The sequence below is a fragment of the Lentilactobacillus farraginis DSM 18382 = JCM 14108 genome (assembly GCF_000583655.1).
In the GTDB taxonomy this organism is placed as follows: domain Bacteria; phylum Bacillota; class Bacilli; order Lactobacillales; family Lactobacillaceae; genus Lentilactobacillus; species Lentilactobacillus farraginis.
Map to the genome: position 1 here is coordinate 1 of NZ_BAKI01000028.1, position 15,108 is coordinate 15,108.

Here is a 15,108-nt window from a genome sequence, read left to right on the forward strand (position 1 = left end):
AATTAATTTAAAAATATTTTTTATAAATTATTATTTATTAATCTGATTCAGCGTTTGTTTAACGTGTTGAATTGCTTTTTCACGGCCAACTAATTCAACGGATTCCGGTAATTCCGGTCCATGCATTTCATGCGTCACGGCAATTCGAATTGGCATCCAAAGTTTGCGACCCTTGATACCGGTATCCTTTTGAATTGCTTTGATAGTATGCAGAACTTCAGCAGCGTCAAACGGATTCAATTGCTGTGCCCGTTTCAGGAATTCCTTCAAAACAACCGGAGCAGTCTCATTTGAGATTTCAGCTAAGGCATCACCACTGACTTCTTCAGGTTCCTGGAAGAAGACCGAGGCCATCTCGTTGATTTGCGCCATGTAACTCATTTCGCGTTTATAAAGTTTAATTAACTGACGAGCCCATTCAATCGTTTTAGTATCCGGATTTTCAGGGATATTACCGCCCTTAATCAGTTGACGGAGTGCCAAGTCAACAACCGTACTGTCATCAGCTTCTTTAACGTATTGGTTATTAATCCACTCAAGCTTTTTAGAATCAAACTTGGCAGGTGACTTACTTAAGCGCTTTTCGTCATACATTTTGATAAACTGCTTTTTAGTGAAAATTTCATCTTCACCAACCGGCGACCAGCCAAGCAGTAAAATAAAGTTGAACATTGCATCCGGCAGGTAGCCCAGATTGCGATATTGTTCAATAAACTGCAGAACCGATTCGTCTCGCTTACTGAGCTTTTTACCGGTATCCGCACTGATAATCAAGCTCATATGCCCAAACTTTGGCGCTGTCCAACCAAATGCTTCGTAAATCATTAACTGTTTTGGTGTGTTGGCAACGTGGTCGTCTCCCCGAAAGACATGGCTGATCTTCATCAGGTGATCATCAACTACCACCGCGAAGTTATAGGTTGGTGTACCGTCCCTTTTGGCAATAACAAAATCACCGCCAATTGTGTCGGAATTAAAGGAAACATTGCCCTTAACAATATCATCCCAAGCGTATTCGCGATCCTTTGGCACCCGGAATCGAATCACCGGCTGGAGTCCCTTGGCTTTGGCGTCGGCAATCGCCTGCTTCTTTTCGGCTTCGGTCATGCTTCATACTCATATTCATAATGGGGCATTTCACCACGGGCCTTTTGAGCCTCCCGATCAGCCTGCAGCTGCTCTTCGGTCCGGTATGACTCGTAGGCTTTGCCTTCATCCAAAAGCTGTTGTAGCAACGGCTTATAAATATCGTTTCGTTCTGATTGACGGTATGGACCAAAATCACCGCCAACATCAGGTCCTTCATCCCAATCCAAGCCAAGCCACTTAAGATTGTCAAGCTGGCTCTTTTCACCGTCTGCAACGTTTCTTTTAGTGTCAGTATCTTCGATTCGGATAATAAACTTACCCTTGTTGTGGCGGGCAAATAAATAGTTAAAAATGGCTGTTCGTGCGTTTCCGATATGCAAGTGGCCGGTTGGGCTCGGAGCATAGCGAACTCGAATTGCATTGTTTGCCAATGTATCAGCGCCTCTTTCTTAAAGTATATTTCAAAATTTTGTCAGCATTTTAAGTTTACAATGAAGTGTCGAAAAAATAAAGTAGCTGCTGGCAGTAAAGTCGTGATTAATCAAGATAACCCGGCTCATTGAAGGACATCAAAGGACGGCTTCAAGACACTTCACATTGCCTCGGCCGTCCTTTTTGACAATTACTTCTTCTTTGATGCCGCTCGCTTGTTATTTTCCTGTTTGGTGTTTTTGGTGTTATTGCCGTTGCTGTCAGCTTTATCGGTAATGTTTTTGGTCGAGTGCTCAGGGCGGGCAAAAATCATCTTGCCGGCATCTGTTTGAATGGCACTTGTTACAACCACATCAATATGCTGGTTGAAGAAATACCGACCATCTTCAACGACCACCATGGTACCGTCATCCAGGTAGGCAACCCCTTGTTGACGTTCCGTACCATTTTTAACCACCATGACATTAAGCTGCTGACCTGGTAGAATCTTCTGGCGTAACGCAGTGGCCAAAGCGTTAATGTTTAACACTTTAACGTGCTGGAATTGAATCACCTTATTCAGGTTGTAATCATTCGTAATAATCACACCATCAACATCCTTGGCAAGTTGGATCAACTTTGTGTCAACTTCATCAATGTCCTCATAATCTTTTTCATAAATTTCAATGGGAATCATTTTTTCCTTTTGAAGTTTATTTAAAATGTCCAACCCGCGACGGCCGCGAACCCGTTTGACACTATCGCTGGAATCAGCAATGTACTGCAATTCGTACAATACAAATTTTGGAATCAACAGGGTTCCTTCGATAAAGCCGGTCTTAATGACGTCATATATTCGCCCGTCAATCAAAATATTTGTATCCAATATTTTATAGTGATGATAATTATCATCAACCGGTTTATCAATAATCTTTTCGCCGGGATTTTTAGCAGCTTCCGACTTCCGCCGAAACTGAAAGACCTTCCGCCACCGATCGCTTTGTGTATTTCCCAGTCGAAAACCAAAATAGCCCAATACCAGCATCAAAATAATTGGAATCATGGTATTCAGGAAAAAGGTTTCCGCTTTGAAAAAGACAATTGAAATCAGAACTGCCAAGACCAGTCCAACAATCAAGCCCAAAGTACCAAAAAGCAATGATATCGGGCTTTGACTGGTCAAGCGTGATTCCATTCGATCAATCACCTTCAAGATGTAGTTTCCGGTAAGCAGCGAAATAATATAAAAAATAATGGCCCCTAAAACAGCATTCGTGATGACGTTATTAAAAAGCGTCCCGGAAGCTACCTGAAGCAGCAGCCATAAAATCGGAAAATAGCTTGCACCAATTGCCGCTCCGGCAAGTGTTAAAACAATTTGAACAATTCTTTTTCTTTTCAATATTTCACCTTCTTTACATATCTAGTTTAACCCAATGCCAGCTTGAGGGCTTGTGTTAAGGTTGAGACGCAACTACCTGAATTCCTTTGGGCGGTGTCCATCCCTGAAGGTTATTGGCAGGAACCAACACCCGCTTAAACCCGAGTTTCTGCGCTTCGGATACCCGCTGCTCAATTCTGGTAACTCGGCGAACTTCACCGGTCAATCCCAGTTCACCGACATAACATTCAGTTGGCTGGTGCCACGGTTTTTATACGAAGACGCAATGCTGACTGCCATGGCCAAATCAATCGCCGGCTCGTCAAGTTTAACACCCCCGGCCGCTTTTAAATAGGCATCCTGATTTTGTAGTAACAGCCCGGCTCGTTTTTCCAAAACAGCCATAATCAGCGAAACCCGGTTGCGATCCAGTCCCGTAGCCGTTCTGGTTGCATTGCCAAATACAGAGGCCGTCACCAACGCTTGGATTTCAACCAGAATTGGTCTGGTCCCTTCCATTGAAACAACAATTGCCGAACCGGTAGCATCCTTCAGCCGCTCCTCAAGAAAAATTTCAGAAGGGTTGGTAACCTCATGCAGGCCATCGGTCATCATTTCAAACACACCCAGCTCATTGGTTGAACCAAATCGATTTTTAACCGTCCTTAGGATTCGATAAGAGTGGTGCAGGTCGCCTTCAAAGTAAAGCACCGTATCCACCATATGCTCCAAAATCTTGGGGCCGGCAATCGCACCACCCTTGGTAACGTGACCGACTACAAAAACGGTAATCCCCTGTCCTTTGGCAATATTCATTAAATCGGCAGTGACTTCCCGAATTTGGGCAACGGAACCGGTAGCCGACTGTAACTCCGGTATCTGCATTGTCTGGACCGAATCAATAACAACCGCGTCGGGTTTCATTTCACTTATTGTGCTTTTAATAACGTTCATATCCGTTTCAGGGAACACATATAACTGATCGCTGTCAACGTCTAAACGATCTGCCCGCATTTTAATCTGGCTGGCACTTTCTTCCCCAGACACATACAAAATCTTACCTGATTTACTTAACTGACCGGAGACTTGAAGCATTAACGTTGATTTGCCGATTCCCGGATCACCGCCGATTAAAATCAACGAGCCGGGAACCACACCACCGCCAAGCACTCGATTTAACTCCGCCATGCCGGTTTTAAACCGGGGTTCACTTTGAAATTTAACGTGACTGAGCGGCTCCGGTTGGCTATTATCAACCCCGGTTCTTCTCAAGCCGGCCGCCCTGACTGAATTGGATTTTGGCGCGATGGTTTCTTCAACCAGCGTATTCCATTCGTTGCAGTTCGGACAGCGGCCCAGATAACGGGGCGAAATATAACCACAATTTTGACATACATATTGCGTTTTTACTTTCGCCAATCAAATTCTCCTCTTTATCTTTTAAACTAGGACTATACAAGACATTTTCCTAGATTATCTATTAATTTTATCACTTAATCCAAGGCAGCTGCCAAACAAGTGCCGGTTTTAAAGGCTTCTTATACTTTAGCGACCCGAGGACCCAAATCCGCCTTTTCGCTGATCCTGCTTTGATTTATCTGCTTGATCTGCTAAAAGATAGGGCATAAAGATTCCCTGCGCGATTCGGTCACCCTTTTTAATTTGGATATCCGAAATACCAAAATTAATCATCTGAATAAAAATTTCGCCCTCATTTCCCGGATTATTATAATAATCCGCATCAATTACGCCAATTCCGTTTGGCACTGCCAAGCCACGTTTAAGGGGGTTACTGGATCGATTGGCAATAATCAGCACTTCATTTGGCTGCATGTAAGCCTTGATACCCGTTGGAATTAAAAAGGGTTTCAATACTGCTTTTGCGCGTTCAAGCTGCTTATCGTTAATTTTTTTTTCGTGTTTAACTGCCCATAGTACCCGTAAAAAATTTAATTTCCAGATCGAGGGGATGGTCATATCAACGGCGCTTTCAAAATCATATCCTGCAGCGCTCATGGTTGTCCGATAAGGAATGGTAACTTCCTGATCCCGATACTTTGATACAATTTCAAATCCACGTTTCATCATTTTATAAATGACTCCTTCTTACAAAATTTACTTGTTAAAGTATAAACTATAATTACGTTTTGAAAACGACCGATTGACAAATTAACAAAAAAAATTCAAAATATGAGTTAGTAAAACCTTTAAGCATGAAAACGAAAGGAATTTCATCATGACAAAACAAGACGAACTCAAACAACTGGTCGGCCAAGAAGCTGTTAAATTTATCAAGGACGGTATGATTGTCGGCCTGGGAACCGGCTCAACGGTTAAATTTATGGTCGACGCATTGGGAAAGCGGGTTGCCGACGAACAATTATCAATTGTCGGTGTCCCAACTTCCCAAAGAACCAAAGAACAGGCAACCCGCCTCGGAATCCCGGTTAAAGATCTTGATGAAGTCGATCATATTGATCTGACAATTGACGGTGCCGATCAAATTGATAAGAATTTCCAAGGAATCAAGGGCGGCGGGGCCGCTCATCTTTGGGAAAAAATTGTGGCAATTAATTCCACTAAAAACATCTGGATCGTTGACAAAACCAAAATGGTTGATCAGCTTGGCTCATTCCCACTACCGCTGGAAGTCATTCCCTATGGCAGCCACCAGCTGTTTCAGCGATTGGCCAATCGCGGCTTCAACCCGGTTTTTCGAATGAAAGACGGCCACCACGTATTGACTGACTCCAACAACTACATTATTGATCTTCATCTGCATCAAATTCAGGATCCTCAAGGATTGGCGTTCACATTGAATCAAATGACCGGCATTGTTGAACACGGTCTTTTCTTAAATATTGTTAATACCGTGATTGTTGGCGAAGAAAACGGCCCTAAAGTATTACAGGCAAGATAAAAGGAGCTGTAACAGCTTTCCGCCACGGTATCTTAACTTTTAATTAAGCGCTGAAAACAGCCCTCAGACGACTTGGATTAGTCTATTAATTGCTGATTTTAGCGCTTTTTTGTGTTGTTTATAAAGCCCCCACCGTCAAAAATGACAACCCGGATTGCACTACTCGACTAGCCCTTTTTAGTTAATGAGCGTAAAATAATAAACTATTGAAGGAGAGTGATTTTTGTTGACATCAGAAATTAAATTAGACCAAATCAACAAGTTTCAACAAAATCTGGATAACCGAAAGGATTCAAAAGTTGTTGAACGGGCCGTTTCCCACCAGGGAATTTTAGCAAGCAGCGAGGATTTCAAGGCTGAAAGCAATATGCACCCTGTTTTTTCAATTGACCTGTCAACCGGAAAAGTTGCCGATCAAAAACGCAGTGGCCGTTGCTGGATGTTTGCCGCTTTAAACACCATGCGCATTCGTTTGATGAATACATTCAAAGTTGGTGACGATTTTGAACTTTCTCAAAACTATACAAACTTTTGGGATAAATTTGAAAAGGCAAACTACTTTTTGGAAAACGTCTTAAAAACCGCAGACCAACCACTTGATTCCAGAAAAGTAGCTTGGCTGATGGCAACACCCCAACAAGACGGTGGTCAATGGGACATGCTTTGTGCCTTGATTGAAAAATACGGCATTGTTCCAAAGTATGCAATGCCTGAAACCTTTAACAGCGAAAAATCTGCTCAGCTCAACAAATTCTTAAATCTAAAACTTCGACACGACGCAGCAGCCCTTCGTGAGTTGGTCGCCGATAACGCATCGGCTGATAAGATCGCCGAAACAAAAGAAACCATGTTAAACGAAATTTACAGAATGCTGGTTTACACGCTTGGTGAACCAACGACAACCTTTGATTTTGAATACCGTGACAAGGATCAAAATTATCATATCGACAGAGGGATTACACCCCAAGCATTCTTTAAAAAATACGTTAACCTTAATTTGGAAAATTATGTGTCGCTCATCAACTCACCGACAAGCGACAAACCATTCAATAAAACCTACACCATTGAGATGTTGGGCAACGTTGTCAATGGTCGCCAGGTTAAACATCTGAATTTGGAAATGGCTGAATTGAAGAAATTAGCTATTAAACAACTGCAGCATGGTGAATCCGTTTGGTTCGGCAGCGACGTTGGCCAAAGTTCCAACTCTCAAAAGGGAATCATGGATACCAACCTGTACGTACCGGACGAACTTTTCGACGCTGACCTAGCAATGTCCAAAGCCGAACGCCTTGATTATGGCGAAAGCCTCATGACCCACGCCATGGTAATTACCGGTGTTGATCTGGTTGATGGCAAACCAACTAAGTGGAAAGTTGAAAACAGTTGGGGCGAAAAAGTTGGTAATAAAGGTTACTTTGTCATGAGTGATGAATGGATGGATCAATTTGTCTATCAGTTCGTCATCAATAAAGCTTATCTTTCCGATGACCAGCTTAAAGCTCAAGCTCAAGAACCAATTGTGTTGAACCCTTGGGATCCGATGGGTGCTTTGGCTTAAACCACGCCTCTTATAAAATCAAAATACGATAAACTGTTTCAAAATTTTGTTGATAAAAAAATCTGTTGTTGATAGTCAGAATCTAGTGACTACCATCAACAGATTTTTATTAACGAATTTAAAAGACAACCCGCCTGCTATTTTAAACCAGGCGAACCTTAGCTATCGTTATCGCTTGTCATAAATTGTTTACTAAGGATCTTCAGTCGATCATCAAAATCATAACGGATTGGCTTCCCATTTGGAACCTCAATATTTGGAATTTCTTCGTCTGAAATATTTTCTAAAAACTTGATTAAAGCCCTCAGGGTACTTCCGTGGGCGACAATCAATTGATTCTTATTATCCAAAAGCTGGGGTGCAACTTGATCAATCCAATACGGAATCAATCGTTGTTGTGCCATTTGCAGGCTCTCCCCAAGAGGTACCTTAACCCCATATCGATCATACCTGGCATCTTTGTCGCGCTTTTTAAGCAATGGCGGCACCACCGAAAAGCTTCGTCGCCAAATCTTTAATTGGTTGGCACCAACTTTTTCCTTCACAGCTAACTTGTTTTTTCCACGAAGTCCACCATAATGACGTTCATTTAATCGCCACGATTTATGCTCAGGAATAAAGTTTTGGTTGATTTCATCCAAAACAATATGAGTGGTAATAATCGCCCTTTTTAAAAATGACGTATGAACATCATTAAATTGAAGGCCCGACTCAAAGATGATCCTGCCAGCCTGATGAGCTTGCGAAACACCCGTTTCCGTTAACGGAACATCAGACCATCCTGTAAAAATGTTATCGCGATTTGCCTGACTCTCGCCATGGCGCATGATTACCAATGTTGGCACAATTTCATCCTCTTTGTAAAAGTTTTCAAAATTTTTGAAAAAGTAATGGAAATTAAGAACACTGTTAGTCTAACACATATCAAAAAAACAACGCCAGCCATTAGTGAAAAATTTATCAAATTTTTTCGGTTGATTCGGTTACTGAATGGCCATCAGCCTCCTGATCAGAAACCGCCTCATTTGTCGCTGACGCATTAACTTGGCCGGCCGCCTCTTTAAACTGCTTGTCTTGAACCCGATTGCCAATAAAGGTAACCACTGATCCAAGTAAAATAATCACAATCCCGATTATCATCGGTAACGTTAATTTTTCGTGGATGGTTATCATGGCAAGCAGTGGTGCCAGTGCCGGCTTAATAAAGAATACCAGTGAAGCAATCGAGACACCGTCAAGTTCCATTGCCAGAAAATAAAAAGCAAACCCACCACCGGTTACACAAACGCCGATAAAGAACAAAACACCTAGATGGGCACTATCAACATTTCTCAAAATCGGTGTCCGGGCAAACTGCTTTAACCAGCTAATCGAGGTCATCGCGTTTGAAACAGCCGGTACACGGGTTAACAGAATCAAGCCGAGTAATTCGGCCGAACCGGCAACAAACGTATAAGCAGTCATTGTAATACCGTTAAAGCCAGCCAAAATAGCACCCCAACAAGAAATAATGCTGTACAATCCAAAAGTCAGTGCCGAAAGGATACTTAATGTTAAGCCAATCGGATTCGTCAAATTAGCCGGATTAACAATGACCAATAACCCAATAACTGAAATAACCAAAGAAATTAATGACACCCGATTTAATCTTTCGTGAAGAATTAAAAAAGCAAAAATAAGTGCAAAAACCGGATTACAACTGAATAAAACCGCCACCGTTGCCGGTTTTCCATACACAATTGCCAATTGATAAAGTGTCATACTGACAACGATACACAAAAAACCGGTCAACGCAAAAATCAGCCAGTCCGAAACCAGCAACCGGCGCGCTTAAGATGATGATTTGCCAGCGGCAGCAGTACCAAGCCGCCAATAAAAAAGCGGATTAAATTCAATTGAATGGGATTGAACTGACCACTGACAGCCTTTAACACAATTTCCATAGAACTAAACATTAGCGTTGAAATTAACACATAAAATAATGACTTCTTCAAGTTCCCACACCCTCTTTATATTCGCTGAACCAAAACCATTAAGATTGGAATGACAATTAAACTTAACAAAGTTGTTTCGGCAACCATAATGGACGCATATTCTGAATCGGCATGGTACAGTCGGGAGACAACCGGTGCGTTGGTCATAATCGGCATTGCCGACTGCATGATAAATACCTGCTTCATTAATGTTGGCATACCAGTTGGAACTACTAGCAACGACATAATCGTCGGGGCCAATAAAAATCGGCCAAAAAGAATCAGAAAATTACTACGGTCAAAATGAAGGTTGCTTAAATCAACACTGTTAATTGAAATGCCAATAAAAATCATCGACAGTGGGATTGTTAAGCCACCGACGTAGTTTAGATCCTGCATAATAAAATCAGGTAGCGTAATATGCGTTAAGACCAGAGCAACACCCACCATGAACCCCAAAAGCGGTGGCGAAAAAACCTTTTTGAGCGTTTTTTTCCAATTAACAGAAGCGTGCGCCAGCCCATCTTTTTGGATCAAAAACACACCCAATGTCCAGAAAAAAGTCGTATTCACCATATAGTAAACCAATACGTACGGTAAACTCTGATTGTGAAACAAGGCCATGTTCACTGGCAGCCCAACAAAAACCGTGTTAGAGTTGGAAAACATTGATTGGAACAAACCTGAGTGCATCTTGGGGATTTTGAATAGTTTTACAATCAAAATCGACACTATGTATAATATAAACATTGACACAAAGGGAAAGAAAACATCAGGAAGCGTTGATAAAAGCTTTCTGGCCGTGAACTTTTCCATTATTGTTGATACCATATAGGCCGGCAGTGCAATCTGGGTAACAAGCCTGGCAATCATGCTGGTCATCTTACTGTCAAACCAGTCATTTCTGGCCAACAGAAAGCCAAGCGCAATCATAATTAAAATAATCAATACCCCAGAAACTGCTGAATAAAACGTTGCCATATCAATTCCTCACCTCAATTCTCAAAACTATAAACAAAATATCATTATAGCACAATTAGAATCCACATACTTCTATAATTTTAGTTGAAAGAAAAATGCGTGGTTTTGCGTTATGATTAAAGAGATTAATTAGCAAGCTGTTCGGGTAAAGTTGGGATAAAGTTACTTTTGGCTTATCCCACAGTTGAGAAATGTTAAATTAAGTTTAAATAACGGCGGATTTGTGCAATCATCCTGTAAAGTGCAATATACTTTTGTAAGAATTTTTTGTAAATGAGGAGTCAATATGCCATCAGATAAGAAGCGGGATTTTGATCCCGTATATTCACGTAGGGCCGATAAAAAGCCCCATTATAAGAAAAAGAACATGCGTAAACGACGAATTGTCGGTTGGAGCATTTTTGCCGTTTTGCTGCTGATTATTGGCGGCGGGCTGCTATGGGGCTATGGTGCCTACAAAAGTGCCAAAAAGACCTTTAAGCAAACCTATGATTCTACCCACATTCAGAAAGAGCGAAACGTTTCATCTGTCATCAAACAGGGAAAACCGCTTTCCATTCTGTTATTGGGAACCGATACTGGTGCTCTTGGGCGTCACGATACCGGTCGAACCGATACTTTGATTGTTGCGACGGTTAATCCAAAGAAAAAGACCATCCACTTAACCAGTATCGCCAGGGATACCAAAGTTGTGGTTCCCGGCGATACCCAACCATATGAAAAGATTAACGCTGCCTATACAATCGGCGGTGCCGGAACAGCCGTTAAAACTGTCCAGAATCTTTTGGATATTCCAATTGATTTTTATGCAATTGTAAATATGGGTGGCTTGGAAAAGATGGTCAACGCGGTTGGTGGTGTTGACGTTAAACCGCCGCTGACATTTAACTACGGCTACGCGCACGTCGTCAAGAACCAGAAAATTCATTTAAACGGTCGACAGGCACTAGATTACTCAAGAATGCGCGATGAAGATCCCCTCGGTGATTATGGACGCCAGGCAAGGCAGCGCCAGATTATCAAACATTTAGTAATGAAGGGCTTGGGGATTGCCTCGTTAACCAGGTACAAAGCAATTCTGTCTTCTCTCAAGGGAAATTTAAAGACCGACATGACCTTTGATGACATGATTGCGGTTCGAGCCAAGTATGGCGATGCAACGCATCATATTAAATCCCAAACTTTACAGGGTGAAAATGCAATGATCGATGGCCTGTCATATCAAGTTGTTCCTAACAAGGAACTGCTTCGGGTCTCGAACGACATTCGAAAATCACTCAATCTGTCAGAATCTACCAAACTGAAGACCCAACAAACCCAAACTGATTCAAACACCAACTATTCAACTGGTGGGTACTCCAGTACAACCGGCCAAACCACTACCGGCTATTAAAACAAAAAAGAGCGCTAATCGGAAAAGTATCTTGCCAGATCATTTCTCCGATTAGCGCTCTTTAATTATCAAACAACAATTACACCACCGGCATAACCGATAAGTCCTAAAACAAAAAGGAGTAAAATTATCCAGATCGGCGTTACCCGAAGTCGAATCAGCCAAAGACACATCATGGTTAACAGCAGCGCTGCCAAAGCAGAAACATAAGCGTTTAACCATGCCATATGTTGAAATATATGGATTCGGCCTAAATCAAAGTCAACGCGGACCCACTTTGCAATAAAAACGCCAACCATGAACATGCCAAAGGCCGCAGAAGCTTTTGTAATGACTTTTAGGACGCCCGAACTAAACAGGTTAATAATATCCGTTCCCCGCGCGTAGCCGAGTTTCTGAGCCTGATAACGAAAGCTCAGTCGAAGACCGTTCCAAGCCACAAAAAACAAGATTGGCCCCCAGATACCATAACCGCTTAAAACGAGACTGGCCGCCAGTGCCGATAAAACCGGTCGAATGGTGCCGTTCCAAACTGGATCCCCAATACCGCCCAGTGGCCCCATCATAGCTGTTTTAACGGACGTAATCTCACTGGTACTGATCGGCTTACCGGCAGCCTTTTGCTCCTCTAAGTTTAAAACCACCCCGGTAACAAGCGACTGCATAATTGGTGATGTGTTAAAAAATAATAAATGACGTTTCATTGCCGAAATTCGGTCCGCTTTATTCGGATAAAGCCGCTTAATCGCCGGTGACAAAATAAATGCGAAACCTAAATTCTGCATTCGCTCATAATTCCACGATGCCTGTTCGAATCCCGAACGCCAAAAGATGCTGATAAAATCTCCCGGCTGGAGTTGCGGGTGCTGGTTTAAATTTTTTTGATGATTATCAGTCAAGTGTTGTCCCATTGTTAGTTATCCATCCTCTATAGGTCATCCAATTCTTTGTCAAAGTCATCCTGTTCGTTCACATCACCACTGTCATTTGAAGAGTCAGGATGCCGACTTGAAAGCCAGATGTAAATAATCGTTAAGACCAAGCCAATAATGGTCAGAATAAAAATGTTCAGCCCGGAGGCAACTGCCAGCAAAAAGCCGCCCAGCAGCCACCACCAAAGATGCTTATCAATTGTCATATTCATAATAATGGCAAATCCAACCGCCGCCAACAAGCCGATCGAAACATCAATACCGTTGGTTACGACAACGGGAACCTGATTGACCAGGTGATGAAGATAATGGGGACTGATCAGCATAATCAAAAGCGTCGGCATCAGAACCCGCAGCCCTTGAAAGCACAAACTCAAAAGATGTACCCGATTCATCTTTGACAGATTCCCCGCATTGGCAGCCCGATCCGCTTGATGAATGAATCTCACGATCCGTTTTCGCACAAAAACGTTTAAGATCTGACCAATTACAGCAAACGGAATTGCAAACGCAATCCCGTTTTTGATACTGATTGCAGCAGGCCCGCAAACCAATAGTGCAGCCACAACAGCCGGCAGTCCAATATCCGGCGCCACTGCAGCCCCGACGTTCATCCAGCCGATTGTAATCATCTGCAGCGTTGCTCCCAGCAGAATACCGCTGCCGACATTGCCAGTCGCCAAACCAACCAGCGTACAGGCAATTAAAGGCTGGAAAAGCTGCCATTCATCCAAAATACCATCCATACCAACAATAAATGCAACTGCCAAAACCACCAAACCAGAAATTATTCCCATTACTTTACCTTCTAATTAACTTTAAAGCCCTTCTTCTGAATTAAATTCAGCAAATCAATTTTCTTATCGGCCGGAATCTTTTGGGCCGTTACTTCCAGATGAAAGTCATTGACGAGTGTTTGGATCTGCTTGGCAATCCTGTCGTTCATCGCAACCGCATCCGTAATCATTGTCATTTCATCTTCATACGCAATACTGCCAACGTTGATTCCGATTTGACTGAAGTCTATGCCACCCTCGGCAAGTCGCAGCATATCGCCAACGTTTTCAGTCAATAACAATGTCTTAAACGAGTCAAAGCGACTATCAAAATAAGCTCGAATCATTTTATTTACCGAGACAACATTTGCCCGAACACCTGGTGGTGCCACCTGCGTAATTAGTGTTTTTCTCAAATCATCTTTTGCTGCTGTATCCGAAACAACCATAATTCGGTTAGGCTTAACAAATCGGGTCCAAAAAGTAGCCACTTGGCCATGCAGCAGTCGACTATCAATCCTAGCCAAACGAATTTCCATTGTCATAACAGATCCTCCCCATTGTCCGTAGTCGGTACTTTAAACTGTTTAATCGTTGTCAAAGCAACTTCATTCAAATGGTCAACTACTTTGGACAATGGCTGATCTTTAACCATGTAAGCTTCCAAGACCAATGGTAAATTAACACCGGCTATCAAAGCAAGGTGGCCAATGTCCCCTGCAACCAGCTTGGCTGCTGCATTAAACGGTGAACCGCCCCACAAATCCGTTAAAATCAACACATCTTTACCGGAAAAAGAATCAAGCGCCGCCTTGAATTTAGCATCAAGCGTATCAATACCGTCATTAGGCGCCAATGTGACTGCCGTTACCCCGGTTTGTTTACCAGCGATCATTTCGGCACTGTTCATCAAAGCACCTGCTAATTGCCCATGACCCGCAATAATAATCGAAACCACGTTCATCACCATCCCCATTATTTTTTATCAAGCTGCACAATTACTGCTGAGATTAGGAACCCATTTAATTCTACTTAAAATCCGTCGACAAATTGACCGACAAAATATCAGTCGGCCGTTTAAAGTTATAATCGCTGTCAGCAAGCGCACCTGTTTTGGCAGTCCGCCATCCAGCCAAGCCAAAGGCAACGTGAGCCGCGTGGGCCGCTTGTAAGTCATAAACCGTATCGCCAATGTAGATCGTCGTTTGCGGATCGGCTGATAATTTTTCCACCCCTTTTAAAATCAGATCCGGTGCAGGTTTTCCGTGCTTAATTTCGTTTGAAAAAACAAACGTGTCAAAATAATCATCCAACCCAAACCTAGTCACGTCCCGATGAAACTCACTCTCAATTTTTGACGTCGCAATTGCCAATCGATTGTTTGGATCCGCGTGTAGTTTTGCCAAGGTCTCGATAATCCCATCATAGACCCGCGCCTCATTCAGATAGTTTTTAATTTGGCCAAACCACTGCTTTTGAACGGCCGTTACTTCTTGGACCCCTAATATCTTTAAGGCATCGCTGGCCGTAATGCCAAACACCTTCTCAACATCCTGATAAGTTACATCGTAACCATTGGACCGTAGTGTTTTTAGCAATGGTAGCATGTACATCTTCTCTGTATCAATCAACGTGCCATCAACGTCAAAAATATAATAATTCATTTGTCCGCCAACTCTCCCTTAAATTCA

General features: G+C 42.6%; 14 protein-coding genes and 2 pseudogenes. 3 read left to right on the plus strand and 13 right to left on the minus strand.

The features are described 5' to 3' along the window. Positions 1-30: 30 nt before the first annotated feature. The 5 genes and pseudogenes from gltX to JCM14108_RS09320 form a co-directional block, all read right to left on the minus strand. Positions 31-1,520: pseudogene (gene gltX, locus JCM14108_RS09305) on the minus strand (glutamate--tRNA ligase). A gap of 191 nt (positions 1,521-1,711) precedes the next feature. Continuing rightward, the gene (locus tag JCM14108_RS09310) at positions 1,712-2,905 is read right to left on the minus strand and encodes a PIN/TRAM domain-containing protein (protein WP_035180419.1); all 1,194 of its coding nucleotides are present in this window, start codon (positions 2,903-2,905) and stop codon (positions 1,712-1,714) included. Positions 2,906-2,957: 52 nt separating this feature from the next. After that, entirely contained in the window at positions 2,958-3,107 is a 150-nt protein-coding gene (locus tag JCM14108_RS16235) for a hypothetical protein (RefSeq protein WP_439645802.1), read from the minus strand. Beyond that, positions 3,104-4,300 (minus strand): DNA repair protein RadA, encoded by a 1,197-nt coding sequence (radA, locus tag JCM14108_RS09315; RefSeq protein WP_439645803.1) that lies wholly within the window; start codon positions 4,298-4,300, stop codon positions 3,104-3,106. Before radA ends, JCM14108_RS16235 begins: the two co-directional genes overlap by 4 nt. A gap of 126 nt (positions 4,301-4,426) precedes the next feature. Then, positions 4,427-4,966, minus strand: a complete 540-nt coding sequence (locus JCM14108_RS09320) for a dCTP deaminase/dUTPase family protein (protein ID WP_035180465.1) — start codon at positions 4,964-4,966, stop codon at positions 4,427-4,429. A gap of 151 nt (positions 4,967-5,117) precedes the next feature. Here JCM14108_RS09320 and rpiA point away from each other — a divergent pair, with 151 nt between their 5' ends. Then, on the plus strand, positions 5,118-5,801 hold the full coding sequence (gene rpiA, locus JCM14108_RS09325; protein ID WP_035180422.1) for a ribose-5-phosphate isomerase RpiA: 684 nt from the start codon (positions 5,118-5,120) through the stop codon (positions 5,799-5,801). A gap of 226 nt (positions 5,802-6,027) precedes the next feature. Continuing rightward, a complete protein-coding gene (locus tag JCM14108_RS09330; RefSeq protein WP_035180467.1) occupies positions 6,028-7,362 on the plus strand; it encodes a C1 family peptidase in 1,335 nt (444 codons plus the stop codon). A 158-nt stretch (positions 7,363-7,520) separates the two neighbouring features. On the opposite strand, the gene JCM14108_RS09335 is transcribed toward JCM14108_RS09330, so the two are convergent. The 3 genes and pseudogenes from JCM14108_RS09335 to JCM14108_RS09345 all read right to left on the minus strand — a co-directional run bounded on the left by JCM14108_RS09335 (position 7,521) and on the right by JCM14108_RS09345 (position 10,316). Beyond that, positions 7,521-8,189 carry a 2,3-bisphosphoglycerate-dependent phosphoglycerate mutase gene (locus JCM14108_RS09335; RefSeq protein ID WP_081759892.1) on the minus strand — a complete coding sequence of 223 codons (669 nt, stop codon included), beginning with the start codon at positions 8,187-8,189 and terminating at the stop codon, positions 7,521-7,523. Between the two features lie 133 nt (positions 8,190-8,322). Further along, positions 8,323-9,356 (minus strand): annotated as a pseudogene (locus JCM14108_RS09340) (DMT family transporter). Between the two features lie 15 nt (positions 9,357-9,371). Then, positions 9,372-10,316 carry an AEC family transporter gene (locus tag JCM14108_RS09345; RefSeq protein ID WP_035180425.1) on the minus strand — a complete coding sequence of 315 codons (945 nt, stop codon included), beginning with the start codon at positions 10,314-10,316 and terminating at the stop codon, positions 9,372-9,374. Between the two features lie 286 nt (positions 10,317-10,602). Between JCM14108_RS09345 and JCM14108_RS09350 the strand changes: the two genes are divergently transcribed. Then, positions 10,603-11,709: an LCP family glycopolymer transferase gene (locus JCM14108_RS09350; protein ID WP_035180427.1), complete on the plus strand. Its 1,107-nt coding sequence runs from the start codon at positions 10,603-10,605 to the stop codon at positions 11,707-11,709. Positions 11,710-11,777: 68 nt separating this feature from the next. Here JCM14108_RS09350 and JCM14108_RS09355 read toward each other — a convergent pair whose 3' ends face one another. The 5 genes from JCM14108_RS09355 to JCM14108_RS09375 form a co-directional block, all read right to left on the minus strand. After that, positions 11,778-12,620, minus strand: a complete 843-nt coding sequence (locus tag JCM14108_RS09355; RefSeq protein ID WP_035180429.1) for a PTS system mannose/fructose/sorbose family transporter subunit IID — start codon at positions 12,618-12,620, stop codon at positions 11,778-11,780. 17 nt (positions 12,621-12,637) lie between these two features. After that, on the minus strand, positions 12,638-13,438 hold the full coding sequence (locus JCM14108_RS09360; RefSeq protein ID WP_035180430.1) for a PTS sugar transporter subunit IIC: 801 nt from the start codon (positions 13,436-13,438) through the stop codon (positions 12,638-12,640). 11 nt (positions 13,439-13,449) lie between these two features. Continuing rightward, a complete protein-coding gene (locus JCM14108_RS09365) occupies positions 13,450-13,962 on the minus strand; it encodes a PTS sugar transporter subunit IIB (protein WP_035180432.1) in 513 nt (170 codons plus the stop codon). Continuing rightward, positions 13,959-14,375 (minus strand): PTS sugar transporter subunit IIA, encoded by a 417-nt coding sequence (locus JCM14108_RS09370; RefSeq protein WP_035180468.1) that lies wholly within the window; start codon positions 14,373-14,375, stop codon positions 13,959-13,961. The genes JCM14108_RS09365 and JCM14108_RS09370 overlap by 4 nt, the downstream gene beginning before the upstream one ends. A gap of 70 nt (positions 14,376-14,445) precedes the next feature. Further along, entirely contained in the window at positions 14,446-15,081 is a 636-nt protein-coding gene (locus JCM14108_RS09375; protein ID WP_035180433.1) for an HAD family hydrolase, read from the minus strand. Between the last annotated feature and the right edge of the window lie 27 nt (positions 15,082-15,108).

What these genes read in the sequence shown, in the direction of transcription:
- JCM14108_RS09360 (WP_035180430.1), bottom strand. Translation starts at nt 13,438, where the DNA reads ATGGGAATAATTTCTGGTTTGGTGGTTTTGGCAGTTGCATTTATTGTT.
- JCM14108_RS09320 (WP_035180465.1), bottom strand. Translation starts at nt 4,966, where the DNA reads ATGAAACGTGGATTTGAAATTGTATCAAAGTATCGGGATCAGGAAGTT.
- JCM14108_RS09345 (WP_035180425.1), bottom strand. Translation starts at nt 10,316, where the DNA reads ATGGCAACGTTTTATTCAGCAGTTTCTGGGGTATTGATTATTTTAATT.
- rpiA (WP_035180422.1), top strand. Translation starts at nt 5,118, where the DNA reads ATGACAAAACAAGACGAACTCAAACAACTGGTCGGCCAAGAAGCTGTT.
- JCM14108_RS09355 (WP_035180429.1), bottom strand. Translation starts at nt 12,620, where the DNA reads ATGGGACAACACTTGACTGATAATCATCAAAAAAATTTAAACCAGCAC.
- JCM14108_RS09365 (WP_035180432.1), bottom strand. Translation starts at nt 13,962, where the DNA reads ATGACAATGGAAATTCGTTTGGCTAGGATTGATAGTCGACTGCTGCAT.
- JCM14108_RS09350 (WP_035180427.1), top strand. Translation starts at nt 10,603, where the DNA reads ATGCCATCAGATAAGAAGCGGGATTTTGATCCCGTATATTCACGTAGG.
- JCM14108_RS09335 (WP_081759892.1), bottom strand. Translation starts at nt 8,189, where the DNA reads ATGCGCCATGGCGAGAGTCAGGCAAATCGCGATAACATTTTTACAGGA.
- JCM14108_RS09375 (WP_035180433.1), bottom strand. Translation starts at nt 15,081, where the DNA reads ATGAATTATTATATTTTTGACGTTGATGGCACGTTGATTGATACAGAG.